This is a genomic window from Actinoplanes ianthinogenes (genome assembly GCF_018324205.1).
Taxonomy (GTDB): Bacteria; Actinomycetota; Actinomycetes; order Mycobacteriales; family Micromonosporaceae; genus Actinoplanes; species Actinoplanes ianthinogenes.
Genome location: NZ_AP023356.1, coordinates 418,864 through 445,011, shown reverse-complemented (window position 1 = coordinate 445,011; position 26,148 = coordinate 418,864). Strand labels below are relative to the sequence as shown.

The 26,148-nt window shown below is 73.7% G+C and carries 15 protein-coding genes and 1 tRNA gene; 6 read left to right on the top strand and 10 right to left on the bottom strand.

The window, feature by feature from the left end:
* Positions 1 to 25: 25 nt before the first annotated feature.
* Complete coding sequence (locus Aiant_RS02135) at positions 26 to 1,537, bottom strand: IPT/TIG domain-containing protein (RefSeq protein ID WP_189337025.1); 1,512 nt, start codon at positions 1,535 to 1,537, stop codon at positions 26 to 28.
* Between the two features lie 74 nt (positions 1,538 to 1,611).
* On the opposite strand from Aiant_RS02135, the gene Aiant_RS02130 reads away from it, so the two are divergent.
* Positions 1,612 to 2,073 carry a nitroreductase/quinone reductase family protein gene (locus Aiant_RS02130; RefSeq protein WP_229831520.1) on the top strand — a complete coding sequence of 154 codons (462 nt, stop codon included), beginning with the start codon at positions 1,612 to 1,614 and terminating at the stop codon, positions 2,071 to 2,073.
* Between the two features lie 59 nt (positions 2,074 to 2,132).
* On the opposite strand, the gene Aiant_RS02125 is transcribed toward Aiant_RS02130, so the two are convergent.
* Positions 2,133 to 3,140 carry an enoyl-CoA hydratase/isomerase family protein gene (locus Aiant_RS02125; RefSeq protein ID WP_189337026.1) on the bottom strand — a complete coding sequence of 336 codons (1,008 nt, stop codon included), beginning with the start codon at positions 3,138 to 3,140 and terminating at the stop codon, positions 2,133 to 2,135.
* A 1,426-nt stretch (positions 3,141 to 4,566) separates the two neighbouring features.
* On the opposite strand from Aiant_RS02125, the gene Aiant_RS02120 reads away from it, so the two are divergent.
* Positions 4,567 to 5,769, top strand: a complete 1,203-nt coding sequence (locus Aiant_RS02120; protein WP_189337027.1) for an NAD(P)/FAD-dependent oxidoreductase — start codon at positions 4,567 to 4,569, stop codon at positions 5,767 to 5,769.
* Here the strand turns inward: Aiant_RS02120 and Aiant_RS02115 are convergent.
* The 3 genes from Aiant_RS02115 to Aiant_RS02105 all read right to left on the bottom strand — a co-directional run bounded on the left by Aiant_RS02115 (position 5,766) and on the right by Aiant_RS02105 (position 8,499).
* Positions 5,766 to 6,641, bottom strand: coding sequence for a hypothetical protein (locus Aiant_RS02115; RefSeq protein ID WP_189337028.1), 876 nt, complete (start codon positions 6,639 to 6,641; stop codon positions 5,766 to 5,768). The genes Aiant_RS02120 and Aiant_RS02115 overlap by 4 nt on opposite strands.
* A gap of 11 nt (positions 6,642 to 6,652) precedes the next feature.
* The gene (locus tag Aiant_RS02110) at positions 6,653 to 7,438 is read right to left on the bottom strand and encodes a class I SAM-dependent methyltransferase (protein ID WP_189337029.1); all 786 of its coding nucleotides are present in this window, start codon (positions 7,436 to 7,438) and stop codon (positions 6,653 to 6,655) included.
* 71 nt (positions 7,439 to 7,509) lie between these two features.
* Positions 7,510 to 8,499 (bottom strand): IS481 family transposase, encoded by a 990-nt coding sequence (locus Aiant_RS02105; protein WP_212846914.1) that lies wholly within the window; start codon positions 8,497 to 8,499, stop codon positions 7,510 to 7,512.
* 125 nt (positions 8,500 to 8,624) lie between these two features.
* Between Aiant_RS02105 and Aiant_RS02100 the strand changes: the two genes are divergently transcribed.
* Both Aiant_RS02100 and Aiant_RS02095 read left to right on the top strand, forming a co-directional pair.
* A tRNA-Asp gene (locus tag Aiant_RS02100) sits at positions 8,625 to 8,697 on the top strand.
* 32 nt (positions 8,698 to 8,729) lie between these two features.
* A complete protein-coding gene (locus tag Aiant_RS02095) occupies positions 8,730 to 10,241 on the top strand; it encodes an ankyrin repeat domain-containing protein (protein ID WP_189335544.1) in 1,512 nt (503 codons plus the stop codon).
* 39 nt (positions 10,242 to 10,280) lie between these two features.
* Here Aiant_RS02095 and Aiant_RS02090 read toward each other — a convergent pair whose 3' ends face one another.
* The 5 genes from Aiant_RS02090 to Aiant_RS02070 form a co-directional block, all read right to left on the bottom strand.
* Entirely contained in the window at positions 10,281 to 13,370 is a 3,090-nt protein-coding gene (locus Aiant_RS02090; RefSeq protein WP_189335545.1) for a tubulin-like doman-containing protein, read from the bottom strand.
* A gap of 16 nt (positions 13,371 to 13,386) precedes the next feature.
* Complete coding sequence (locus tag Aiant_RS02085; protein ID WP_189335546.1) at positions 13,387 to 14,886, bottom strand: vWA domain-containing protein; 1,500 nt, start codon at positions 14,884 to 14,886, stop codon at positions 13,387 to 13,389.
* Complete coding sequence (locus Aiant_RS02080) at positions 14,883 to 16,163, bottom strand: hypothetical protein (protein WP_189335547.1); 1,281 nt, start codon at positions 16,161 to 16,163, stop codon at positions 14,883 to 14,885. Before Aiant_RS02080 ends, Aiant_RS02085 begins: the two co-directional genes overlap by 4 nt.
* Positions 16,163 to 19,075: a hypothetical protein gene (locus Aiant_RS02075; RefSeq protein ID WP_189335548.1), complete on the bottom strand. Its 2,913-nt coding sequence runs from the start codon at positions 19,073 to 19,075 to the stop codon at positions 16,163 to 16,165. The genes Aiant_RS02080 and Aiant_RS02075 overlap by 1 nt, the downstream gene beginning before the upstream one ends.
* Before the next feature lie 73 nt (positions 19,076 to 19,148).
* Positions 19,149 to 21,164, bottom strand: a complete 2,016-nt coding sequence (locus Aiant_RS02070; RefSeq protein WP_189335549.1) for a hypothetical protein — start codon at positions 21,162 to 21,164, stop codon at positions 19,149 to 19,151.
* 560 nt (positions 21,165 to 21,724) lie between these two features.
* On the opposite strand from Aiant_RS02070, the gene Aiant_RS02065 reads away from it, so the two are divergent.
* A complete protein-coding gene (locus tag Aiant_RS02065; protein WP_189335550.1) occupies positions 21,725 to 23,593 on the top strand; it encodes a hypothetical protein in 1,869 nt (622 codons plus the stop codon).
* Positions 23,590 to 26,142 carry a serine/threonine-protein kinase gene (locus Aiant_RS02060; protein WP_189335551.1) on the top strand — a complete coding sequence of 851 codons (2,553 nt, stop codon included), beginning with the start codon at positions 23,590 to 23,592 and terminating at the stop codon, positions 26,140 to 26,142. Before Aiant_RS02065 ends, Aiant_RS02060 begins: the two co-directional genes overlap by 4 nt.
* Positions 26,143 to 26,148: the final 6 nt, after the last annotated feature.

The following is a 26,148-nucleotide window of genomic DNA, read 5'->3' as shown; positions in this document are numbered from 1 at the left end:
TCGAAAGTTACGGGAGTGTTGCCGGTCAGTCCAGGTCGCTGTACGCGAAGATCGCCGCGACCGAGAAGCGGCTGGCGACGCCGGTGCTGGAGGTGAAGGAGACCCAGGTCGTGCCGGGCTGGCTCGCGACCGGGACAACGCACTGGTACGCCGTGGCCGACCCGGTGCCCTGCGCGGTGCACTCGGCGGCCTTGTCGCCGAACTTGAAGTTCTTCGCCGCCGCGACGTCGCCGCCGGCCACCTTCACGGTCACCTTCGAGCCCCCGGCGACCACGTCGCTCCTGGCCGACAGGCTCACCACCACCGGCACGTAGCCGACCGTGGCCGGGGCGCCCGGCACCTCGTCGTGCAGCAGCGTCACGCCGGCCGACGGGGCGTTCGAGGCCGGCAGCGCCACCCTCACGTGCGTGGCGTCCACCCAGGTCACCGTGGCCTTCGCGTCGCCGACCCGGGCGGTGATCGCCTCGGCCGTGAAGTCCTTCTGCGTCGCCCCGGCCGTGCCGCCGGTGACCTTGAGGGTGACCGTCCCGCCGCTGGCCTTGGCGACCGTGCCGGCCGGAACCTCGATGCCGAGCGGTGACCGGTAGTCGACCGTCGCCCGGCCCGTTCCGCCGGCGGTCTTCACGGTGACCTCGGCCGTCCCGTTCACGCCCGCCGGGGCCACCGCGACGATCTGGGTGGCCGACTTGACCGTGAAGCTGGTCGCGTTCGCCGCACCGAACTTCACCGCGGCCGGGTCCTTCACGTCCACCTCGGAGAACCCGGTGCCGGTGATGGTCACCGAGGTGCCACCGGCCGTGGTGATGTTCGCCGGGGAGACCGTGGTGGCGGCCGGGGCGTAGCCGATCGTGGCCTTGGACGGCTCGCCGGCCACCCCGTCGTGCAGCAGGGTGATGGGCAACTTCGCCGCGGTCTTGCTGCCCGGGGCGGTCACCTTGACGTGGGTGGCGTCCACCCAGGCGACCGTGGCGACGGCCTCGCCGACCCGTGCGGTGATCTTCTCGCCGCTGAAGTCCTTGGCCGACCCGCCGACGGTGCCGCCGGTCACGGTGACCGGCACGACGGTGCCGCCGGTCATCTTCACCCCGGTCACCGACTCGAACTCGGCGCCGAGCCGCGTCCGGTAGGCGAAGGCGAGCGTCCCGGTGCTGGCCCCGGTGCCGTTCGCCACGGTGATCCTGGCCGAGCCGCTGGTGCCGGCCGGGGCGACCGCCGTCAGCCTGGTGTCGGAGGTGACGGTGAACGAGGCCGCGTTGACCGAGCCGAACTTCACCGCGGCCGGGTTGGCCAGGTTCAGCGAGGAGAACCCGGTGCCGGTGACGGTCACCGAGGTGCCGCCGGCGGTCGGGCCGGCCGCCGGGGTGATCGCCGTGACGGTCGGAACCTTCACGGCCGGCGCGGACGCCGACGGGCTCGCGGACGGCCCACCCTCGGTCGCCCCCGCGTTCGCCGGGGACCCGGCGAGGGTGACGGCGACGGCGGCGGTCGCGACGGTGACGGCGGCGGCGGCCCCGAGGGCCTGCTTGGTGGTGGCCATGTGAAGACCATCACCGCCGCTGAGTGCCGCCCTGGTGGCGTCGGGGTGCCGTCCGGTTGCTTACGCTCTTGATCGTGATCTGGAGAAAGTTCTGGCGGGCGGTCAGCGACGCGCCCTTTTTCACGCCGGTCGCACGGCGGATGGTGGCCATGGACCGGTGGCTGAGCCGGGCGACGCGGGGGCGGGTCGTCGCGCTCGGGATGGCGCCCGGGCTGCTGCTGACCACGGTCGGGCGGCGCAGCGGGCAGCCGCGGCAGAGCCCGCTCCAGTTCGTCGCCGACGACGGGGCGTTCGTCGTGGTCGGGTCGAACTGGGGCGGGGAGAAAGCGCCGGCCTGGGTGCACAACCTGAGCGCCCAGCCGCACGCCACGGCGACCGTCGGCGGGCGGGACATCCCGGTCGAGGCGCGGGAGGCGTACGGCGACGATCGGGAGCGGCTGTGGCAGGCGTTCGTCGACCAGTGGCCGGGGTATCGGCGCTATCGCGAGACCGCCCAGAACCGGACGATCCGCATCTTCCGCCTCATCCCGCGCTGATCGGCCTCGCCCTCCATCCCGCGCTGATCGGCCTCACGCTCAGCCCGCGCTGATCGGCCTCACTCGAAGATCTCGTCGATCAGCTCCGCGGACACCTCGTCCAGGGTCGCCGGCTGCCAGCGCGGGCGGCGATCCTTGTCGATGATCTGGGCCCGGATCCCCTCGGCCAGGTCCGGCAGGCGCAGCATCGCCGCCGACAGCCGCAGCTCCTGATCGAGCGCGGCCCGCAGATCGGGCAGCCCGGCGGCGGTCCGCAGGGACCGCAGCGTGATCGTCAGCGCGGTGGGTGACCGGGTGGCGATCTCCTTCGCCGCGGCCTGCGCGCCCGGCTCGGGATGCCGGGCCAGCCGCTCGACGATCGCCCGCACCGAGTCCCCGGCGTAGCAGGCGTCGATCCAGCCCCGGGCCGTGGCGAACTCGCCCGCCGGCGCGCTCGTGGCGAACGCCGCGACGACCTCCTCGACCGGCCGCTCGCTCAACGCCCGGGTCAGCTCGGCGAAGCCGCCCGCCGGCACGAAGTGATCGGCGAGACCGGCCGCGATCCCGTCCGCCGCGCCGACCGGTGAGCCGGTGAGCGCCAGGTGCGTGCCCAGCTCACCGGGCGCGTGCGAGAGCAGCCACGAACCACCGACGTCCGGGTGCATGCCGATGCCGACCTCCGGCATCGCGAGCCGGGAACGCTCGGTGACCAGGCGCACCGAGGCGTGCGCCGACACGCCGATCCCGCCGCCCATCACCAGGCCGTCCATCCAGGCGACGAACGGTTTCGGGTACCCCGCGACGGTCGCGTTCAGCCGATACTCCTCCGCCCAGAAGTCGACCGAGCCGGTGCCGCCGGAGACCGCGTCCGCGTGAATCGCCCGGATGTCGCCGCCCGCGCACAGCCCACGCTCGCCCGCGCCGCTGATCAGCACGGTCCGCACCCGGTCGTCGTCCGCCCACTCCGCCAGCGACCGCCGCAGGATCGCGACCATCTCCGGGGTGAGGGCGTTGATCGCCCGGGGCCGATTCAGGATCAGGTGGCCCAGGTGGCCGCTCACCTCGGCGATCACAGGTGCTGCACTCATCCGGTGATCATCGCAAACCAAAGTTCGATGGCCCGGCCCGGTGCACACCGATCCTCACCGCCGCCTGCAGCTCCGGCCCGGTGTGCGCCGATCCTCACCGCCGGCTGCAGCTCCGGCCCGGTGTGCGCCGATCATCATCGCCGGCTGCAGCTCCGGCCCGGTGTGCGCCGATGATCACCGCGCCGGCTGCGGCTCCGGCCCGGTGTGCGTCGATCATCACCGCGCCGGCTGCGGTGCCGGACCGCTCGGTGCGGGCCGGAGCCGAGGTCGCCGGCACGCATCCGGAGCAATGCCTCCAAGATCAAGATCATGCTGACTCGGATCCGCGCTGATCACTGATCGTCGCTCCCGCCAGGGACCCTTCCGGGCCGGGCAGGACGCTGGCGCGTCCCGAACGCCCGCCCCTACAGGGCGACGCCCGTGGGTGGCCACGACCCGCCAAACCCCAAACCCCCAGCTGGCCCCCACGGCCCTATCCCGGCCCGAAATAGGGCCGTGAGGTCCAGCCGCGCATGCCGGGCTGGTCCTCAACGCCCTACGGCGAGTCGTGATAGGGCCGTGGGGGCCAGCCGCACGTGCCGGGCTGGTCTTCAGCGCCCTATGACGAGTCGTGATGGGGCCGTGGGGGCCAGCCGGGAGTGCTGGGCTGGTCTTCAGCGCCCTATGACGAGCCGGGATGGGGCCGTGGGGGCCAGCCGGACGTGGCGGGCTGGTCTTCAGCGCCCTATGGCGAGTCGGGATGGGGCCGTGGGGGCCAGCCGGACGTGCCGGGCTGGTCCTCAGCGCCCTATGGCGAGTCGGGATGGGGCCGTGGGGGCCAGCCGCACGTGCCGGGCTGGTCCTCAGCGCCCTATGACGAGCCGGGGTAGGGCTGTGAGGGCCAGCCGCACGTGCCGGGCTGGTCCTCAGCGCCCTACGGCGAGTCGTGATACGGCCGTGGGGGCCAGCGGACGTGGCGGGCTGGACTTCAGCGCCCTGTGACGGGACGGGGTAGGGCCGTGGGGGCCAGCCGGACGTGGCGGGCTGGTCCTCAGCGCCCTATGACGAGCCGGAGTAGGGCCGTGGGGGCCAGCCGGGAGTGGCGGGCTGGGCTTCAGGGGCCTATGACGAGTCGGGATGGGGCTGTGGGGGCCAGCCGGGGGTGGCGGGCTGGCTTCAGGGGCCTATGACGAGTTGGGGTGGGGCGGCCGGGGGTGGCGGGCTGGGCTGTGCGGCTGGGGTTTGGGCGGACCACCGGGAGGTAGGGGGTTGGCCCGGATGCGGCCTCGCGGTCGTTAGGGGGCCGGGCCTGGCGTCGAGGCTCGGGACGGGGCTGTGCGGTTGGGGCGGGGCGAGGGCGTATCGAAAGAGGATGTTGAATGTGGCGGTTTCGATTGGCGGGGGTGCGCGGAAGAATCCGGGTGGGACTCACCGCGCGGAGGTTCGCATGGACACGTTCGTCATCGTCGGCGCGAGTCTGGCCGGCGCCAAGGCCGCCGAGACCCTGCGCGAGGAGGGTTTCCCCGGCCGGATCGTGCTGATCGGCGAGGAGCTCCGGCGGCCCTACGAGCGGCCGCCCCTGTCCAAAGGTCTGTTGCTCGGCACCGCCGGGCCGGACGAGCCGTTCCTGCACGACGAGACCTGGTATGCCGAGCGCGACATCACCCTGCGGCTCGGCGCCCGGGTGACCGAGATCGATCGCCGGGGCCGGGTGGCCCGGGTCGGCGCGGAGGAGATCGGGTACGACAAACTGCTGCTCGCCACCGGCTCCCGCCCCCGCGAGCTGCCCGGCGACGGGCTGCTCTACCTGCGCACCTACGACAACGCGGTGCGGCTCAAGGAGGTCCTGCGAGCGGGCGGCCACCTGACCGTCGTCGGCGCAGGCTGGATCGGCCTGGAGGTCGCCGCGGCTGCCCGCTCGGCCGGCGTCGAGGTCACCGTGATCGCGCCGGAGCCGGTCCCGTTGCAGGGCGTGCTCGGCGACCGGATCGGCGGCGTCTTCGCCGACCTGCACCGCGGGCACGGCGTCGACTTCCGGTTCGGCACCACCGTCGGTGAATTCGGCGACAAACGGGTCGTGCTCTCCGACGGCAGCGTCGTGGAAACCGATCACGTCCTGGTCGCCGTCGGCGCCGCCCCGAACGTCGAGCTCGCCGCGGCGGCCGGGCTCGCCGTCGACAACGGTGTCCTGGTCGACGCGTACCACCGCACCAGCGACCCGAATATCTTCGCGGCCGGCGACGTGGCGAACGTCGAGCATCCCCGGTACGGCACCCGGATCCGCGTGGAGCACTGGGGCAACGCGCTGACCTCCGGCCCGGCCGCGGCCCGCGCCATGCTCGGCCGCGGCAGCCCGTGGACCGCGGTTCCCTACTTCTTCACCGACCAGTACGACCTCGGCATGGAGTACGCCGGCCTGCTCCAGCCCGGCGCCACCCTGGTGATCCGGGGTGACCTCGGCAAACGGGAGTGCATCGTGTTCTGGACGGTGGACGACCGGGTGATCGCCGGCATGAACATCAACGTCTGGGACGTGACCGACGACATCCAGGCGCTGATCGCCGCCGGCTTCGACGGGCACCGGGTCGTCCCGGCCCTCCTCGCCGACCCCACCGTCCCGCTGGCCGAGCTGCTGCCTCAGACGCCCTAGCCGACGAAGGCCAGGGTGGCGTTCGGGCCGGCCAGGAACGGGCTCAAAGAGTCCCTGTCCACGCGGCGGACCGCCGTGCCGTCGTGGTACCCGATGTCCACGCACCCGGCATACCGGATCAGCACCTCCGCCGACCCGATCGCCAGCACGATCGCCTCGTCGCCGTGGGCCACCTCGGGCGCGCAGTCCTGCGGACGGTTCGGCCCGCCGCCGACCGGTGCCTGCGCGATGCCCCGGATCGCCCGGTCGGCGGCGTCGTCCGTCAGCCGCAGACTCGACAGCAGCGTCGGATCGTTCTCGGACAACCGGTACCGGCAGACCGACACCGCGGTGACGTCGTGCAGCTTGGTGACGTCGGTCGGCCGCGTTTTCAGCGAGTGGGTCGCCGGGCAGCCGTAGGCGTCGACGGTGACCTTGTGGATCGTGGCGAGGATGCGCTCCCGCAGCTCGGCCGGTGTCTGCACGATGACCTCGACCTTGCCGAGGGTGACGGTGACCCGGTCGCCGTCCCGCGTGATGCCGTCCGTCTCCGACGCGGCGTCGCCGAACCCGACCACCGTGCCGGTGTGGGCGAGGTCGGTCGCGGCACCCATGCATGCGATCAGCGGCACCCCGGCGCCGGGCCGGGCCACCACCGGCGGCTTGCCGCCCGGCCCGTCGATGCACCAGGCATCCAGACGCAGGCCGCGGTCGCCCCAGCCCCACTCGCCCGGCACTCCGACCTCGACCCCGCCGTAGGACTCCCAGCGCCATCCGGCCGGCAGCACCGGCGCGGAGGGGTCCGGCCGCGGACCGGCGGCGGTGCCCACCGGCGCCGGGGCGCCGCACGCGGCGAGGCTCAGTGCGGCCACCACGATCCAGAGCTTGCGCATAGTCCGCCAACCTACTCGACAGTGGCGGTGACCAGGAAAGCGGCGGCGTCGACCCAGAGGCCGCCGGGCCGTTCGCGAGCGGCGAGGTCCGCCGCTGTCGCGGCGAGAATCCGATCACGGTCCGCGCTCCCGGCCAGGAGATCCCGGATCATGGAGGTCCGATTCGCGTACGCCAGGACGTCGCCCGCGTCGGCGCCCAGCCGTACCGGCTCCCGGATGCCGCGCACCTGCGCACCGGTGAACCCGGCCGCCGTCAGCGTCCCGGCGATCCACCCCGGGTCGGCGAACGGATCCGCGGTCACCGCGCCGGTGTGCACGCCGTACCGTTCGCAGGCCCGCAGCGGAATCGCGAACACCTCGTTGACCAGCGCACCCTGCCAGCAGAGGAAGGCCAGCCGGCCACCGGCGCGGAGCGTCCCGCGCAGGTTCCGGAACGCGGCCACCGGGTCCTCGAAGAACATCACCCCGAAACTGCTGACCACGACGTCGAAGTAGCCCGGCGGCAACGGGTGCACCTGCGCGTCCCCGCGCTCGTAGCGGACACCGGGCGCTCGCGCGGCCACCGCGAGCAGCGGCTCGGAGACGTCCAGCCCGACCACCTCGGCCGCCGTCCCGGCCAGCGCCACCGCGACGTCACCGCACCCGCACCCCACGTCCAGCACCCGGTCACCGGCCCGGACCTGGGCGAGCAGGTGGGGCAGCAGCGGCTCGCGCACGGCGGCGTGCCGTTCCCGCTCGGCGAGCCAGCGCCGCGCGGTGTCACCGTTCCACTTGTCGATCTGGCGCTCGTTGGGCATGGGCCCATCATGTTGAGGGCCTGTCCTGCCGATCAAGCGGGGCAGCCCTCGCTCGATCGGCAGGACAAGCCCTAGATGTTCTGCCCAGAGAGGTTAGGAACGCGGCTGGCGGGTGAGCCGCCGATGGCGGAGTGGTAGCGGTGGTGATTGTAGGTGTGCAGGAAACGGGGTAGGGCTTTGCGGCGGGCGTTTTCGCTGGTGTATGGCTTGGAGTAGGCCCATTCATCGGCCAGTGTGCGGTGGAAGCGTTCAACTTTGCCGTTGGTCTGCGGCCGGTAAGGACGCGTCTTTTTCACGGTGACGCCCAGCTCGGCGCAGGTCTCGCGCCAGAGGCGGGAGATGTAGCAGGAGCCGTTGTCGGTCAGTACCCGGGCGATGCTGATGCCGTGGCCGGCGAACCAGGCGTGGGCGCGTCGCCAGAAGGCGGTGGCGGTCTCTTTCGTTTCGTCGGCCAGGATTTCGGTGTAGGCCAGGCGGGAATGGTCGTCGAGGGCGGTGTGCAGGTAGGCGTAGCCGAGCCGGGCGCCGCCGAACCTGTCGGTGCGGTGCCCGGTCGTGGCGGTGCGGTTGAGTTTGCCCTGGGCGCGGCCTTGGGTGCGCCAGCCGCCGCCGTCGGGGATGTTGCCGAGTTTCTTGACGTCGACGTGGATCAGATCGCCGGGCGCTTCGTGTTCGTAGCGGCGGACCGGTTCGGCGGTGGCCCGGTCCAGATGCGTCAGGGGTACAGCACCGGCCCGGCGCAGGATCGCGTGGCAGGTCGAGGCGGGCAAGCCGAGTCGCCAACCGATCCGGACCGGGCCCAGGCGCTGGCTGCGACGTAGATGCAACACTCGTCGTTCGATCGGCCGGGGTGTGCGGCGGGGACTGTGACGCGGCCGGCTGGGCCGATCGCGCATGCCGGCGGCGCCCTCGCTCTGGTAGCGGTCGGCCCAGCGTTTCGCTGTCGTCGGGCTGACCTGGAACCGATCCGCGGCCCGCCGTAGCGACCAGCCGTCATCGACGACGCACCGGGCCAGCCTCAATCGGCCGCGTTCGGTCAACGGAGCGTTAGCGTGGGGCACGAGGACCTCCCGGGTGTGGTGTGGAACCTTCGACAAGCTCCACCTCACCCGGAGGTCCTCACCTATTTCAGCAAGTCAGCCCCGTTACCAACGTCCGTGAGCAGAACACCTAGACTGCGCCGCGGTGGGCCGTAGCGCAGAGGTAGTCGCGCCTTTCTGTCAGTGAGGAGGACGCCGGTTCGAATCCGGTCGGCCCACACCTTCCGGCGGCGGTGAACGGTGAGGCACGGGTGGACCAGGGACGGCGACTGGACCGGGAGCGATACCTGCGGCAACTCGGGTACGCGACCCCGGCCGGAATGGTGCTGGAGGCCACAGCGGCCCGGCTGGCCGGGAACTGGCGGGCGGCCTGTGCTGCAGCCGGCGTGCAGGTCAACCTGGACCTGCGGGACGTCGCCGACGACTTCGGGACGGCCGCGGCCGAGATGATCGAGGCCGATCTGGCCGGGCTGGCCCCGGACTACCTGCGGCGGCACCTGCCGCGCACCGAGGCGTTCCGGCTGGAGCCGGGCATGCTGGTGGTGCTGTCCCGGTGGCCGTTCCCGTTCGCGAAACCTGGGTTGCGGGCCGGGACGCCGGTGCTCGCGGTCATCCTGCCGGCCGGCTGGGAGTCGCCGCAGCGGCTGGAACTCCGGGTGATCGAGACCGGTTCGCTGCGCGAGCGCTGGGTGGACCTGCCCGAGTGGGCCTGGCACGCCGGTGCGGTGACCGAGCGACGCTGGGCCTATGGGGCGTCGGCGGCCCGCCTGCCGTGGCAGGCCGGGGATCTCGCCGGCCCGGATCGCGCGTCCGAGTTCGAACGGCTGCTCGCCCGCAGTGATCCGGGGCGGATCAAGGACCTGTACCGCTCGGCCGGGTTGGCGGTCGAGCAGGGGGAGCGGCCGAGGTGGTTGCCGCAGGAGCTGCTGCGGTTGCAGGACCGGCTGCCGGTGCTGGCGGCCGAGGCGCGCCGGCTGGCGTTCCGGTACGGCGACCTGCTGCGGGATCCGGACACCGGAGACGTGGTCCTGCCGGCGACCGCATGGGGCAGCCCGCAGGTGCTGGCGCGCGCGGACGGTTCGCTGCTGGTCTCGGCCCGGAGCGGGTCCGCGAGCCGGTGGGGCGGACCCTTGGCCTTCGGGACGAGCGCGCCGGTGGACGCCGCGCTGCTGCGCTGGGGGCGGCTGAGCCCGGACGAGTTGCATCCGCTGGTGCACGAGGCCCTGTTCCCGGGGCGGGAGCAGGACTGGCAGCCGATCACGCACGATCCCTACGCGTCCTTCCGGGTGCGGTGCGGCGGCGAGTGGCACCTGGTCGAGGCGGCCGGGGCGAGCGTGCTGACGTCCCATGCCGGGCCGGGGTGCGCGGCGGCCCGGGCGGGGTTTCGCACCGGGCGGAAACCGGTGCCGAAGGAGGTCCGCAAGCTGCGGCAGCGGATCTTCGCCCAGGTGTTCCACGGCGACACCGACGCGGTGCTGGCCGACGTGGCGGCCGGGTTCGATCCGGCGCTGCGCGACGGCCGCGGCCGGACGCTGCTGCACCTGATCGGATACCTGGATCACGAGCGGGTGCTGCCGGTGCTGCTCGCGGCCGGGTTGTCGCTGGAGGAGCGCGACGCGGCCGGACACACGCCGCTGCACACCGCGGCGCTGTCCGGTTCCACGGCAGCGATGGCGGCGCTGATCGCGGCCGGGGCGTTCGAGGACGCGCGCGACCCGGCGGGAAACACCCCACGGCAATTACTGCCGGCGGTGCGAAGGTGACGCGGCCCGGTCCCGGCACGCCGGGACCGGACCGTGGGTTCACCGCTGCTTGTCGATGAAGACGTAGGCGGCGACGGTCAGCAGCTGCCAGAGGGACGCGTCGATGCGGTACGCCGGCGGCAGCCCGTAGAAGCGCTGCGTCCCGTACTCCCAGTCCAGGTCGCGGACCGCCTCCTCGGCAGCGGCCAGCACCGCGCCCCGGCGGATCTCGGCCAGTTTCGTGCCGGCGGTCATCAGGCTCTTCAGCAGGCGGCCGAGGCGGGCCTCGTCGCCCAGGTCCTGGCCGGGCTCGCCGCGGTGGGAACGGGTCTGCCAGCCCAGCACCTGCTCCGAGTCGCCGGGCGGGAACATCGGGGCGAGCCGTTCGTTGGCCAGCGCCACCGCGGCCGCGGTGAGCAGGTCGAAGTCGCGGCAGAGCAGCAGGTTGTCGCCGGTGAGCCGGGGGAGCGGGCGGGGCAGCACGCCGACCCCGACCAGGTCCTCGGACTTCGCCTCGAGCAGGGCGGCGTTCTTCTCCTCGGCGATCACGTGCGGGGACGGCGGGACGGCCCGGCGGTCCTCGTACGAGCGGCGCAGGTCGTTGAAGCCGTCGAAGGCGCCCAGCCGCAGCGAGTGCCACGAGGCGAACAGCATGATCTTGTCGGTGACCGGGCGGTCCGACGACTCGGCCGACGGGACGATGTTGTTCAGGTCGACCTGCTGCTGGCCCAGGTACTCCCAGAGCTCCCGGCTCAGCCGCGCGCCCGGCATCCCGGCCGCGGGCAGGGCGGCGAACGCGTAGTGCATCTTCTGGTGCGGGTCGTCGTCGTCCGGGGACTGGTTGACCAGCCGCAGGTGCTCGTCGGTGTCGTAGTCGACCAGCCAGTCCGCGCCGTCCTTGAGCTCCTTGCCGATGTCGTCGGCCGGCCGCTTCGAGCGTTCCAGCAGCTCGAACACCGACAGCTGGCGCAGCGGCGCGAAGATCGGCCGGGCCCGGCCGGACAGCGCGCCGACCACCTGATCGACCAGTGACGAGGAGGCGGGCGGCGAGGCCGTCGATCCCGCCGGGGAGGTGGCCAGGACCAGGCCCGGCTTCGGCCCGCTGGTGTCGACCTTCCACGCCATCGCCTCGGCGACGGTGTCCAGCGAGGTCACCGACCGGTCGTACAGCCACTGCTCGGTGTCCTGGTCGTCGACCTGCGGCACGACGTGCCGCAGCGGGAACTTCTCGGCGTCCCGGCGTTCCTTGCGGACGTCCTCGATCGACCGGGCGAGGGCCTGCGCCGCGTCGTCGACCGTCGAGCGCCACCGGTCGGTCTCCGCCCGGACCGCGGTGACCTCCTGCGTCATCCGGTCCAGCATCCGCAGCGTGCGTTCGTGACAGTCGGCCTGGAGGTGCGCGAGCAGCAGGGCGTACTCGGCGCCCAGGTAGTCGAGCTGGTGCCGGCCACGCCGGAAACCCCGGTCCTCGCGGGCCTTCTCCTCGGCGTAGTCCCGGGCCGCCTTGAGGTGCGCCGGGTCCTGCCGCGGCGCGTTCTCCACCCGGGCCCGGTACGTCTCCAGCCGCTCCCGCACCAGGTCGAGGAAGGCCAGCCCGGTACGCGGCCCGCCGTCCCGCCGGGACATCACCCGGGCCACCGCGCCGCGCAGCGCCACCGCCCAGTCCCGGCCGATGAGCCGTTCGTGGTGCTCGGCGACCGGGTGCCACTGGAGCCGGGTCTTCGTGGTGAGCGGCACGTCCCGGTCACCCCAGAACGCCCGGACCGTCTCCTGCGTCCGGTCGATCACCACCTGCCCGCGGTGGTCGGTCCGGAACGACGTGATGTCCTCGAACGGCAGCATCAGGTTCGGCACCTCCGGGAACGGCTGGCCGCCGTCCCGCGATTGCAGCCAGCTGACCGTCGGGCCGAGCAGGCCCTGCTGCGCCGGTTCGCTGTCCAGTTCCTGGAGCACCGGCGGTGGCAGCGCCCCACCGGCGTCCGGGATGTCCATCGCGCCGAGCAGGAACTGACCGACGTCGTCGCCGAGCGAGCGTGCCGCCTTGACCGGCATGCTCTGGAGCACCTCGAGCGCGGCCCGGCTGACCAGGCCGCGGATCACCGGCTCCCAGGCGTACTCGATCATGTAGACGCCGAACGTCGAGTACAGGTCGGTGGCGCCCTGCCGGTACTGCCGGGCGTTGACCCGGTAGCTGCTGAACGCGGCGCCGACGGTGGGCAGCAGGTGGGCGTAGACCGCGTCGGCGACCGCGACCGGGGAGACCGTCTCCGGGCCGAAGCCCTCCAGCCGGCGGGCCGCCGAACGGGAGCGCCGGCCGTCGATGAAGTAGGTGTACTGCACCGGCGCGGCGGTCATCTGGTGCGCGTCGCGCGGCGCCCAGCGGAAGTCGGCCGGGTGCTCGCGGCCGACGTGCATGAGCCGGTCCAGCTCGCGCAGCAGCGCGTAGCCGTTGGCCTCGCTGCGCTGCCGCTGCGGGCCGTCCAGCCGCCGCCGGAACGCGCCGGAGAGCACGCAGAACAGCGTGACCGAGAAGTCCGCGCCGTGCGCCTGGCGCATCCGCTGCAAGGTGGCCAGGACGTCGAGCAGGATGCCGGCGCCGGTGCCGCCGGCCGTCGAGGTGATGATGTAGATGTTCGGCGTGACGTCCGCGTGCACCCGGGTGAGCTGGTCGAGCGCGTCCTCCAGGCGCTTGGTCACCGGGGCCGAGCCGAGCACGTCGGCGAAGAACGACAGCCGTCCGAACGAGCGGATCTGCCCGGCGCCCTCGCTGAGGAAGTCGAGCGCCTCGTCGTCGCGGATCCGCCGGGCGTCCTCCGGGCCGAACCACGGCACCACGGTCGGGTAGAACGCCTGGGCGGTCTCCCGGCCCTGCCGGATCTTGTCGATCATGCCGCCGATCGAGCCGTTGAGGTACAGGTCCTCCACGTCCGCGTCGAGGCTCAGCCCGTCCACCCGGGGCCGGTTGCGCCGGTCCACGTCCAGGGCGCGCAGCAGGATCGGCCAGTCGTAGGGGCGGCCGTCGCCGCGGGCCGGCGCGGCCGCGTCGCGGTCCAGGTCCTGCCAGCGCTGCTCGGTCGCGAGGCGGGCCTTCAAGTGGGCCGCGGCGGCGCTCCCGGTGCCGCCGAGCCCGATCACCAGTGCGGGAAGCACGAGGGAACCTCCGAGGTCAGGGTTGGTAGGTGAAGGTGGTGCCGTCGGTGAGGGGCTTGGTCTGCCGCGGCCGGCAGATGACCTTGTGCTGCTTGCCGGCCCGCTTCCAGTCGATCCGCAGGACCAGCTCCTTGCCGGCGCCGACCTGTTTCTTCTGCCGGAAGGCGCGAACCGTGCCGGTGCCCCGCGGCGCTGTGCCGGAGCCATGCGTCGACGGGATGCTGACCTTGCGGCCGGAGAGCATCTGCCGGTACGGCACGCCGGCGCCCTGCTCGGTGATGGTCAGGTAGCCGCCGCCCATCGGCCGCCAGTGATGGCGGCGGGCCCGCCAGCCCAGCAGTGCCACCACGAGCACGGCGAGGATCAGGAACGCCAGATACCACGGGGAGAGTCCGGTCGCGACCGCCTCCAGCGGCAGCCTGACCTGGGCCGGCGGCGGCGCGAACTTCAGCAGCAAGTCCTGCTCGATCACGTCGTGCCACGGCGAGCCGACCGCCGCCTCGATGCGCAGGGTGCCCGGCGTGGAGCGCTCGCCACCGATCCAGAAGCCGGTCTTGCTCGCCGGCCCGATCCGCAGCCGGACCTGCTGCTCGGCGCCCGGCGCCACGGCCGTCTCCCCGGCGAGCACCTCGACCGGCAGGGAGACGCCGTCGGCGGCGGCCGTCAGGAGCACGGTCAGCGGGACCTTGGCGGCGTTGTTGCGGACGGTGACGGTGACCGTGACCGGCTCATCGCGTACCGAAAGACGGGTTTGATCGGGGGTCAGCGTGATCGCGGGTTTGTCCCGCGCGACCAGGGCGGCGGCCTTGGCCACCGCCACCCGGGCGCCGACCTTGCTGAGGTAGTCGCCGACCTGCTCGGGCGGCAGATCCATCAGCACGGTGTCGTCGAAGACCTTGTCCAGCAGCGCCACGTCGGTCTGGCCGGTGAGCGGGATGCCCAGCGCGCGGACCGGGCGCCGCCGCTCGACACCGGCGGCCCGGTTGCGCAGCTGCTCGATCGCCGCGTCGAGGTTCCCGGCGTACTTCGAGTTCGCCGGCGCGTCCTGCTTACCGTCGGTGAGCAGGACGACGGTGGCCGGATCGGTCGCGTCCGGCAGGTCGATGGTGTCCAGCGCCGCCTCGATCGCCGCGCCGATGTCGGTCCGCCCGCCCTCGGCGCGGCCCGGCAACCGGCTCAGCACGCTCGCCCCGGCGTCGCCGATCGCCGCGGTGAACGTCGGGTCCGGCCGGTCGGCGAAGGCGAACAGGTGCAGCCGGTCGACCGGGTCGAGGGCGTCGAGCAGGGGACGTAACGCCTGCTGGGCGCGGGTGTAGAGGTCCGGCCCGCCGGCCGGCTGCATGGACGACGAGACGTCGAGCAGGACCACGTAGTCGGCCGGGAGATTGTCGGTGCGCAGGGCGCGCAGCACCTCGGGCAGGGGCGTCGGCGCCGGTTCGGCCCGCGCCGGGACGGGCACCATCACGATCAAGAACAGCAGGCTTGCGTACGCCAGGAGCCGTCGCGCGGCGATCATGACGACGGTCTCCTCTCCCGGGTGTCCACCAGGTCCCCGCCGTAGATCACCCGGCCGCTGCGGTAGATCCCGCTCGGTTCCAGCAGCGCGGGGCGCAGGCAGTCGAAGATCCGCCCGGAGTCGGCCGGGTCGGTCACCGGCAGCCGGATGTCGCTCTCCGGATCCGCCTCCCGGCTGCCGCGCAGCTCCGGGTAGGACGTGCGGATGCCCAGGTCCTTCACCTTCAGCTGCGGCGCGTACGCGGAACCGGTGTCCCGCACGAAGGTCATCGCCTCGGCCCGCGCGTCGGCCCACCAGCTGCCCGGCGCCGCCACCGGCTGGTGCAGCACCGAGCGCAGCACCTCGGCCAGCTGGGCGGCGCGCAACACGGTGATCCGGCCGTCGGTGCCGCTCTCGGCGCTGCGGTACGCCGTCAGCCCCTCCCGCACGTCACGCTGGAACTCGGTGTAGGCGCGCTGCGCCGGAACCAGGCCGCCCTGGGTGGCGTACTGTGCCGTCCGGTCCTCCCGGGCCAGCCAGAGCATCTGCGAGGCGATCCCGGCGATCCGGCGGTGCTGCTGCACCCGCTCGCCGAACGCGGTGCCCACGATGTCGTGGGGCGGCGCGTCCCGCCAGGCCACCGTCCCCGGATGGTCGTGCGAGGCCGGGATCAGCACCTGCTTGCCCTCGATGTCGGCCAGCACCTCGGTCCAGCCGCGCACCGGCCGGGTGAACTCCACCGGCAGGTACCGGCTCAGCTTGGCGCGCCAGTGCTCGGCCTGGTCGCGGTGCAGGCGCAGCAGCCCGAGGTGGAACGCCGGCCAGTCCTGCACCGGCGTCCGGCCGGGCAGCGGGTCGGCGCCCAGGACCGCGCGCACCTGCGGGCTCTCCGCGAAGTCCTGGAACACCTGCTGGATGCCCTCGTCGATGCGGCCGCGCTCGACCGCGCCGGGCCGCACCGTCGCGGTGGCCCGCGGCTTCTCCGCCACGGTCGGCACCACCTGGTGGGTCACCTTCGGGGGCTGGTCGGGCACCGGGCCGGCCGCCTCGCGCCGTCCGGCGAACAGTCCCTTCAACCGGTGGACCAGCGCGTTGCCGAGCGCCATCGTCGCCTCCTGGTCGGGCCGCGCCGCACCCTGCGCGCGGGCCACGTCGATGCTGGTGCCGTAACTGATCTCGTCGACCGCGACCAGCAGCCGGGTCAGCTGGTCGGCCACCACGCGCGCCAGCGGCCCGTCGTGCAGCGCCGCGTCGTGCAGCAGGTCCTCGAGCGAGGCCGGGGGATTGGAGAGGGTCATCAGTGCGTCCCGTCGAAGGGGTTGTCGTGGTCGTCGTTCTCGGACCTCGGCGTGCCGAGCGGATGGCGGTACACCATCCCGGGGCGGTGCTCGATGTCGATCGGGGAGTCGCCGGTCCACAGCGGCGGGTCGCCGGCGTGCACCCGGATCGCGCCCTCCTCGTCCACGCTGACCAGGTGCGGCACCAGCGGGCCGGGCGTCGCGGCCAGGCGGCCCAGCAGCTGCTGCCGGCCCTGCTCGTCGTGCAGCAGGAAGGCCCAGCGCCCGTCCTCGTCCGGCGGCGGCAGCGGCGCGTGCCCGAGCAGGGCGGGGCGGACCGCGCCCTCCTCGTCGGCGAACCGTTCCCGGGTCGGCGCCGGGTCACCGCGCAGCGCCGGGCGGGCCGGCGCCGCCGACGCGCCGGCCACCAGGATCCGGTCGGCCAGCCGGTCCAGGTCCGGCACCGCGCCGTCGGCGAGGGGGATGCGGACCGCCATCGACGTGCGATCCACCCGGTAGACCGGGCGCTCGCCCCGCCAGAGCAGCAACGACACGTCGAGACCGCCGTCCGCCTCGATCCCGCAGCGGATCTGCCGGGGCCAGATCTGCGGATCGAGCCGGAGCCCGCTCTCCTCGGCGAGCCGCACGTTCAGGTCCGACCAGCGGAACATGCCCCACGGCAGCGGCTGGCCGCCGTCCACCTCGCGCAGGATCACCAGCCGGTTCGGCAGCAGGCCGATGGTGGCGTACGCCCGTAACCGCCCGCCGGGCAGCTCCTGGAACGGCGTGCCGACCTTGAGCAGCGCGCGGTTCTGGTCGCTGGAGCCGCGCATGCTCAGCGTGCAGGGCAGGTCGAGCAGCAGGTTGTCCACCTCGATGGAGACCGAGGTGGCGCCCTGCCGGAGCAGTTCCTCGTCCGGTTCGGCGACGTCGTACGAGCTCATCGACGCGGCCCAGGCGGCGCCCATCGACGCGGCGTTCTTGGCATAGGTCCGCTCCACCACCACCTGCACCGGCCGGCCCTGCGGCCCCTGCCCGGTGCGCAGCTCCCGGGACACCACCTCGGAGGCCAGGCCGAGCTGGCTGGCCTTGCCGGTGAGGATCACCCGGTCCAGCCGCTCGCCGCCGGTGAGCCGGGTGCGGGCCAGGGCGGCGGCCAACCGGCTGATCTCCTCCAGCATCGGCCGGCAGACCGTCTCGAAGTCCTCGTAGGTCAGCGGGTCCAGGTCGCTGCCGATCCCGGGCGGCAGGCCGGCCGGCGCCGGGACCACCGCGCGGGCGATGTCCTGCACCTTGTCGGCCGGGAACCCGTACGCGCGGTGCGGGCCGATGCCGATCTTCGCGGCCTCGGCGAGCTCCCAGAGCGTGGTGAACGCCTTCTCCCGGGCGGCCAGGGCGTCCGCGTGCCACCCGGCGGTCCGGGTGCCGATCACCAGCTCCACGTTGTCGCGGGCCCGCTGCCCGGCCGGCGGCTCGGCGACCGCGGTGTCCCGCTGGAGCGCCAGCCGGGACTGGGCGACCAGGCTTCCCGGCCGGTACCGCCCGTCCTCGGTCCGCAGCGCCGGGTCGAGCCGGGCGATCGTGTCGCGCCGCCAGACGGCCCAGGTCTCCGGCTCCTCGGCGAAGGCGTCGTCGCCCGGGTCCGGCAGGGTCAGCAGGTGGTCCGCGATCATCGCCTTGATCAGATGGAACACCTGGAGGGTGAGGAAGTCGCCGCCGCGCCGGCTGCGCCCGCTGGTGCCGCGCAGCCGGGGGACCACCCGGTAGTGCCGGCCGGTGCTGCCCGGCGGCGCGTCCCGCAGTTCCGGGGTCTCGTCGTACAGGTGGGTGGTGATCAGCGCGATGTCGGTGGTGCCCCCGCCCACATCCACCACCAGGGTGTTCTCGGCGCGGTGCCGCTCGTCGCCGGGGACCGCCCGGAACCGGGCGCGCAGCGCCTCCACCCCGATGGTGTGGTTGGCGCCCAGGTCGCGCATCAGGAAGAAGAGCGCGGCCGCGATCGCCTCGTCGTACCGCAGGTCCACCTCACCGACGCCGAGCAGGCCGCCGATCACCGACTCCAGGCGGCGGCGGACCGCGGGCGGCGCCATCGTCGGGTAGGTGGCGACCACGTGGTCGATCGGGGCGTCCTCCAGGCGGTCCGGGTGCGCGTGGGTGAACTCGTCGGTGCGGTCCAGCAGGAACGCGAACGCGCCACCGAGCAGGGGTTCCAGCTCCACCCAGCGCTCGCCGCCCTTGAGCGGGTGCCGGAAGTCGGGCTTGTCCAGCTGGTGTTTGAGGCCGCGGAGCGGGGCGGCGAGCGGGGAGCCGAGGGCCTGCGGGCGGCCCAGGCGTACCGACAGGTCCGGGTCGACCGCGGTGATGTCGAGCCGGCTCGGGACCTCGTCCTCGTCGGTGGCGTTGTCGAGGCGTACCGGGAAGAGCGAGTAGTGCTCCAGCGCCGGGGTGCCGAACGCCTCGTCGTAGCAGCCGTGCAGCCGGTCGGCCAGCCAGCCGGCGAACGGCGCGGTGCCGCCGGCCTGGGCGAGCTCCAGGGCCAGCAGCACGTCGTAGAGCAGCGGGTGGTGGGCGCCCTCCTCGGCCTCCACCGCGTCGGCCAGGCTCTCCGGTGTGCCGCCGCCGGTCAGCTCGCGGGCCAGCCGGGTGCGCAGCGTGTCCCACTCGGCGCGGCACTGCCCGGCGCTTCGGTCGATGATCTCCTCGACCTGCGGCTCGGAGCGCAGCATCCGCACCACCGCCCGGCCGAGCACCGCCCGCTGGTCGGCGGGCATCGGCAGCACCGGTGGGGGCAGGTTCGGGTCGTGCAGCGTCACCGTCGAGTTGGAGGTGCCGAAGTCGACCGCGGCCAGGCCGTTGTGCCGGGGGTCGCGAATCCGGCGCCGGGCCGGCTGAATGCGCCGGTGCGGATCAGCGGCGATGTAGTCCTCGCTCATCGCGCCACCTCCGCTGCGCTCCGGCGTCGCGATGAGGTGATGACTGTGCTTGTCGATTCGCTCGCAAGCTCGCTCATTGGTGTTCTTCCTCGGAGTCGGCGCGTTCCAGGAGGTCCTCGATCCGGCGGGCGGCGGCCTGCGGGGCCACACCGGTGGTGGCCGGTCCGCCGCCGAGCAGCGCCCGGACGTGGGCGTCCGGCTGCTGCTGGGCCTGCCGCTGGAGGCGCAGCCGGCGGCGGATCGTCTCGACCCGGGCGGCGAGGGCGTCGGCGAGCCGCTCCTCGCCGAGCCGCTGCGCGGCGACGACCATCTCCCGGCGGACCCGCATCACGGTCATCAGGTGCCGCCCGTGCCCGCCGGCGTCGTCGGCGTCCTGGTGCCAGGGCAGGTTGCGCCGCGGGTCGAGCGGGAAGGCCGCCCGGACCGCGCCGTTCGCCCGCTGGTCGTCCGGCGGGGCGGCCGGTTCGGGGCGGGCCTCGGTGAGCCAGCCGAACTGCACGCCGCGCCGCAGCTGGGCGACCGTGTCGCTGGGGCCGTCCCGCAGCGGCGCGATCACCTCGAAGAACTCGCTCTTGAGCGGGGCGACCCGGACCGACCAGTGGCGCAGCCAGTTCTCCACGGTCGCGTCGATCACCCGGGCGCAGGCCTCCGGCAGGTCGTGGACCAGCCGTTCGAACCGGGCCAGCAGGGGACCGGGTGTGCTCGGCAGGTCGCCGGGGACCAGCACGTGGTGGCGCAGGGCGGAGAAGAGCGCGGGCCACTGCGGCCAGGCGTACACCTGCGTGGTGATCCACTGGCGCAGCGCGGCGTACGGGGTGATCCCGTCGGCGAGCGACGCGGCCGGCCCGGCGATGCCGCGCTCCACGTCGTCGGTCATCGCGGACAGTTCCGCGCCGATCCGGCCGAGCAGGTCACGCACCGCCATCTCCTGCGGCGAGGCCATCGGCGGGGCGGCCAGCGGGGTCTCGTCCAGCGCCGCGACCACCCGGCGGACGGTCTGCCGGAAGCCCTCGTAGGCGGCCTCGGTGCGCTGCGCCCGGGCGGCCAGGCAGGCGGCCTGGCCCTGCTTGCAGATCTCGGCGCGCAGGTCGGCCAGGGCGCCGCCGTCGCGCAGCACCAGGTAGTTGTCCGGGCCGCGCAGGACCGTGGGGGAGGGGCCGCGCAGCCGGTCCAGCAGCCGTTCCGCCTCGCGCTGCGGGCCCTCGACGGTGACCACCGCGCCGGCGCCGGCCAGCTCCGTCTCGATCAGCCACTCGGCCCGGCCGGTCCGCAGCCGGCCGTCCAGCATCGGCAGGTCGATCAGGTCGAGCCCGTCCTCGCTGATCGGCCAGCGCTCGTCCGGCACGTCGACGTCCAGCACGATCCGGCGGACCGCGGGGAAGACCCGGTGCAGCACGCTCTGCCCGAGGTCCTGGTCGGCGTCGTACGGACCGGCCGCGCCGATCTCCGGGAACGGGCGCCGCCCGGCGGCCGCGTCGCTCCACCGCACCGGCATGGTGGCCTGGTGCACCGCCTCCAGCCGGACCGGGACGCCGTCGCGGCCGAGGAATCGTCCGGCGAAGATCTGCGCCCGGTACAGGCCGGCCAGCTCGTCGATCGCGGCCTGCCGCGCGCTGTCCGCGGCGTCCCAGACGTGCCGGGCCAGCTCCAGCACGGTCGTCCACTCCGCGTCGGCGGCGCCGGCCGGCAGATCGCCGATCTGGGCCAGCAGGCGGGCCCGGCAGCGCAGGATCTCCGGGCCGGTCAGGAACGAGGCGGTGGCCTTGCGGACCGTGGTCCGGTCACCGGGCACCGGATGCAGCCGGACCGCGGTGACGTAGCCGATGGTGGTCCGGGCCGGGGTGAGCGCCGCTACCCCGTCGCCGAGCAACGGCGCCCACATCCGGTGGCTGACCACCTGATGGTCCAGGCCGGCCTCGGCGAGCAGCGCCACGGCGGGCCGTTCCCCGGCGGCCCGCAGCACCCGCCCGGCAGCCTCGTTGATCTCCCGCTGCTGCACGCCGTCGGTGAGGAGCGCGGTGATGCCGGGAAGCAACCGGTCGACCCGGGCACGGGTGCGCCGTGCCGGATCTGCGCTCTGCAAGGACACGCGTCCCTCCGTTTTTGGGTGTGGGCCATCCGCAACAGTTGGCGCGATTTGGCCGGGATAGGGGTGGAACTGTAGCCGGGGCATTGCGAAAAGGAAAAGGCGACCGGCCGGGAAAAAGATTAATCCGATCGTGCAATAGCGATGTCAACCAACGGGGTCGTCCATTCGGTTGTTCGCCTTTGCCTGTTCGTATTCACGCCGGCGCGAAGCGCGGCGCGACCAGCGGTGTCGGCTGTGGACGGATCGGCGGTCAGCCGGATCGAGCGGTGCTGCCGGGTCACCCCGTCGATCATGATCAATAGCGGGCCGTCCCGGGCCGCCGTGGCTCCGGAGCCCGCCGGCTCCCTTTCCCTGCTGCCTGACAATTACATGCCGGAACACCGGATGTCAGTCGGCATATCGGCCGACGCCGTTCCAACATCAACTTCGTCGCGCAGGATTGCCCGGCGTTTCGCATTGACGAGGGCAATGCCGGACTGCAAGGCTGTCGGGGCCCGTGGATCACATTATGACCCCATTGCCACTTTGGACTGCGACAAGTCCGCCGTTCGGATGACTGCATGACGCTATTAGTCGGAACCATTCCGTGCGACCAAGTCGACGCGGCGGTCGAGGCCGCGCAGCAGCGGGTCGCCGCGGCCGCCCGGCGGGCGCCCGCCCAGCGCGTGCTGGCCCTGCTCGCGGTCTCCCACGCGCTGCTGAGCCGGTTCCTGTGCCGGCACGCCGCCGACGACCTGGACCGGTCGATCGACGCGGCCCGCGAGGCCGAGCGGCTGGTCCCGCGCGGCCGGCCGGAGCGCCGCGGCGTCACCGTCCGGCTGGCCAACGTCCTCGCGGTGCGCAACCGCCCGGAGGACGTCGTGTTCGCCCTGGACACACTGCGCCGCGAGCAGGCCGGGCTGCGGCCGGGCACCCCGGAGCACGCCGCCCTGGACACCATGTACGCCACCGTGCTGGCCCCGCAGTACCTGCGGTATCGGCGCCGCGAGGACCTGGCCGACGCGCTGGACCGGATGGAACGCGCGCTGCCGGTGCTGGACCGGGCGACGGCGGTGGCCCGGCCGAATTCGCAGGTGGCCGAGGTCTACGCCACCGCGGCCGCGTCCGCCCATTCGACCCTGGCCACCCTGCTCGTCGCCCGGTCCGGCGACCCGGACGCCGACCCCGGCGACGAGGACCGGATCCGCCGCCTCGTCGAGCAGGCCGGCCGCCTCTCCCCGCTGGTCGGCTCGATCGGCGACACCCTGGTCCGGGCACACGAGCTGCGTGGCCTGGAGCAGCGCCCGGCCGAGGAGGCGGCCCGGTTGATGGCCGGGTTCGAGCCCAGCGGCATCGTGGGCGTGGGCGTGGGCGCGGCCGGCAGCGGCGTCCAGGTCGGCGGCCGCTACGGCACCGGCAGCGACCTGCGCGCCCTCGACGACGGCATCCGCGACATGGAGGCCGAGCTGGACGACCCCGACCGGTTCGAGGCCGACCGCCCGTCCCAGCTGGCCACCCTGGCGAACATGTACCACCTGCGGTCCCGGACCAAGGGACTGTCCGGCGACCCCTCCGCCGCCGCCGACCGCCGGCAGGCCGAGCACCTGGCCTCGCAGGTGCTCGCGATGGGCCGGGACAGCCAGGACGAGGCCCGGGTGGTGCTGGCCAACTGCAAGCTGGACGGCTACCGGATGGACGGCCCCGAGCAGCACGTGCTGGACGAGGCGGTCACCCTGCTGCGCCGGGCCACCTCCGGGCAGGCGATGGCCCCGCACGTGCGCCGGGCCACCCGCAGCTCACTCGCCGAGGCGCTGATCGGCAAGGGGTTCCGGGACGGCGACCTGGAGTCCGTCGACGAGGGGGTGGCGCTGTTCCGGATGCTCCGGGACGGCTACCTCCCGGGGAGCCTGCCGCACGCGATCGCCTGCTCCCGGCTCGCCGCCGGGCTGCACATGCGTGCCGAGGCGACCGGGTACACCGAGGACCGGCTGGCCGCCGCCGACGAGTCCCGGCGGGCCGTGGCCGAGCTGACGGACAAGAGCCTGATCTGGGCGTACGACACCGCGATCCGGTGGGGGGACTGGTCCTGGCGGCACGAGCGGATGGCCGACGCCGGCGACGCCTACCTGGTCGCCGTGGACGTGCTCAACCAGCTGGTCCGGGCCCAGCTCACCCGGGCGATGAGCGAGCTGGTGCTGGGCCGCGGCGCGCAGGGCATGCCGGCCCGGGCGGCCTACGCGCTGGCCCGCCGCGGCCGGCTCACCGAGGCCGTCGAGGCCCTGGAGGGCGGGCGCGCGGTGCTGCTCTCCGCGGCGCTCGACCGCGACCTGGTCGGCCTCACCGCACCGGAACTCGAACCTGTCCGTCAGCGATATCTGCGGGCCGTGGAGCACCTGCGAGGACTCCAGGACCGCGCCATCCAGGAACAGCTGGCCACGGAGGGGGCATGAGCGACTACACCACCCGGCGTGAGGACGTCACGCCGGGAGCGGCCGCGACCACCCGGGAGGGCGCCCCGGCGACCACTCGCGAGGGCGCCCCGGCAACCACGCGGGAGGGCGCGTCGGGTCCGGCGCCCACCACCCGGGAGAGCCCGGAGGGGCACGCCGGCAGGGAGGACTCCGGCGGCCTGCCCGGCGCGGTCTTCGCCCGCTATCGCCCGGAGGCCGACCTGGCTACCGGCGGCGAGGCCCACCTGGTCATGCTGGTCCGCGACCGGGAGACCGGCGAGCAGCGGGTCGCCAAGGTCTACCCGACCGCCGTACGCCCGGACACCGCCCTGCTCGACGCGCTGCGCACCGCCGACGCCCGGCACGTCGTCCGGGTCATCGACTGGGGCGAGGAGTCCGGCGCCTACGGCCGCGAGATGAGCTGGGAGGTCCTGGAGTACGCCCCCGGCGGCTCGCTGGCCGCCCTGGCCCGCGACCACGGCGGCCCGCTCCCGCCCGACCAGGTCCGCACGGTGCTCGCCCAGGTCACCGAGGCCCTCGCCTACCTGCACGGCGAGTTGCGGCACGGCGCCGCGGTCGGCATGGCGCACCGCGACATCAAGCCGGAGAACATCCTGCTGCGCGGCCGTGACCCACTCGACCTGGTGCTCTGCGACTTCGGCCTGGTCGCCGAGCTGCGCGCCACCCGGCGCACCACCGGCCGGGCCGGCACCCCGGCGTACCAGGCGCCGGAGACCTGGTGGCAGAAGAGCCAGAAACCGGAGCAGGACTGGTGGTCGCTGGGCGTGGTCATCGTCGAGCTGCTCACCGGGCGCAACCCGAACAGCGGCGTCGGCGGCTGGGCGGCCAACGAACGCGCCGTCTTCGAGCACATCGCCACCTACGGCGTCGACCTGGACGGCGTCACCGACCCGGAGTGGCGGCTGCTCTGCCAGGGGCTGCTCACCCGGCCGCCGGAGGAGCGCTGGGGCGCCACCGAGGTCCGCGCCTGGCTGGGCGGCGAGCGGCCCGCCGTGCACGACGCCCCGATCGTCGAGCCGGCGCCGCCGGCCGCCCCGCCGGTCGCGCCGTTCGAGGTGGCCGGGCGGGTCTGCCGGACCCCGGAGCAGATCGGCGCGGCGCTGTCGGAGAACTGGGCAGCCGGCATCGCGCTGTTCGAGAACCGCACCCAGCAGCTCGACCTCTCCGACTGGCTCCGGGACAACTTCCCGGAGGTCAACCTGCCGGAGAACCTGATGCGCACCAAGGTCAGCCACCGCACCGACGCGGCCGCCCGGCTCACCCGGCTCATCTCCTGGGTGGCGCCCGAGATGCCGCCGGTCTACGAGCAGCGCCGCGCCGACGCGCCCGGGCTCGCCGTGCTGGGCCAGTCCGCGGCGGCCGGCGACCCGACCGCGCTCGCCCTGCTCGGCAACCTCAACGTCGGGCTGTTGCGCGCCCTGGCCCGGCACCGGTGCCGCAACCACCCGCAGTGCGCCGCCGCGCAGCCCGGCTGCGCGGTGCTGACCGAGGCCGCCGACCGGCTCGACCAGGTCACCGCCGCGGTCCAGGAACGGATCAACGAGCTGGCGGTCCGGCTCGCCGGCGGGTTCGGCACGGCCCGGCGGCCGGAGGTGGACCGGGCGCTGCCGGCCGCGGCCGCGATCGCGTTCCGCCTGCTGGTCGACCCGGACCACCGCGAGCGCCTGCACACGGAGCTGCGCCGGCAGAAGGCTCCCGGCAAGGTCGGGTGGTGGGCGGCCCTGCGCGATGAGGCCCGCGGGACGGACAACCGGCAACTGGCCGCCGGTGCCGTGGCGACCGCGCTGATCCCGGTCGCCACCGCCGAGTCGGCCGCCGAGAAGGCCCGGCAGGCGCAGGCCAAACAGGAGCGGCGCAACGAGCGGGCCACGGCGGCCGGGTTCGCCCCGGCACCCGGGCGGACCGCGGCCCGCAACCTCTGGCGGGACGCGGTCAACCTGCTGCTCGCCGTCCTCCTGGCCTACCTGACCACGTTCGCCGGGGCGGCCGTCAGCAAGTTCGAGGCGTACGACCTCAACCCGGGCCGGACCCCGCTGTACCTGCTCAACGTCACCGACGTGCAGACCATGGTGGCGCTGCCGGTCCTGATCGTGCTCGGCTGCCTGCTGATCCGGCCGGTCGACCCGCCGGTCGCGCTGCGCCGGGCCCGCTGGTTCTGCTGGCTGTTCGGGCTCGCCGTGGCGATCGTGCTCAGCGTCGCCGACGGCGAGTACCGGATCCTGGTCCGGTTCCCGATCGTGCTGCGCAGCGCGTTCCACGACCCGCTGCAAGCGGTGAACGGCAACTTCGCCGAGATCTTTCCGTACGCCGTGTTCGGCATGCTGATCGCCGCCCTCTGGCTGAGCCGCCGGCTGGTGAACCGCGGCTGGCAGACCGAGGCCGGCGACGGCGGCTCGCTGGTCCGCGGCATCCGGGCCGCCCTGATCATCGCGGTCGTGGTCCTCTACCTGGTCCAGCCGCTGTGGGTGTGGCAGCAGTTCGCGGTGCCGTTCCTGCCGTCCCCGACCGAGGTGTGGTGGCAGTGGTGAGAGGAG

Coding starts and splice junctions, on each gene's coding strand:
- Aiant_RS02080 (WP_189335547.1), bottom strand. CDS start 16,163: ATGACCCTCTCCAATCCCCCGGCCTCGCTCGAGGACCTGCTGCACGAC.
- Aiant_RS02120 (WP_189337027.1), top strand. CDS start 4,567: ATGGACACGTTCGTCATCGTCGGCGCGAGTCTGGCCGGCGCCAAGGCC.
- Aiant_RS02085 (WP_189335546.1), bottom strand. CDS start 14,886: ATGATCGCCGCGCGACGGCTCCTGGCGTACGCAAGCCTGCTGTTCTTG.
- Aiant_RS02115 (WP_189337028.1), bottom strand. CDS start 6,641: ATGCGCAAGCTCTGGATCGTGGTGGCCGCACTGAGCCTCGCCGCGTGC.
- Aiant_RS02110 (WP_189337029.1), bottom strand. CDS start 7,438: ATGCCCAACGAGCGCCAGATCGACAAGTGGAACGGTGACACCGCGCGG.
- Aiant_RS02075 (WP_189335548.1), bottom strand. CDS start 19,075: ATGAGCGAGGACTACATCGCCGCTGATCCGCACCGGCGCATTCAGCCG.
- Aiant_RS02135 (WP_189337025.1), bottom strand. CDS start 1,537: ATGGCCACCACCAAGCAGGCCCTCGGGGCCGCCGCCGCCGTCACCGTC.
- Aiant_RS02065 (WP_189335550.1), top strand. CDS start 21,725: ATGACGCTATTAGTCGGAACCATTCCGTGCGACCAAGTCGACGCGGCG.
- Aiant_RS02060 (WP_189335551.1), top strand. CDS start 23,590: ATGAGCGACTACACCACCCGGCGTGAGGACGTCACGCCGGGAGCGGCC.
- Aiant_RS02125 (WP_189337026.1), bottom strand. CDS start 3,140: ATGAGTGCAGCACCTGTGATCGCCGAGGTGAGCGGCCACCTGGGCCAC.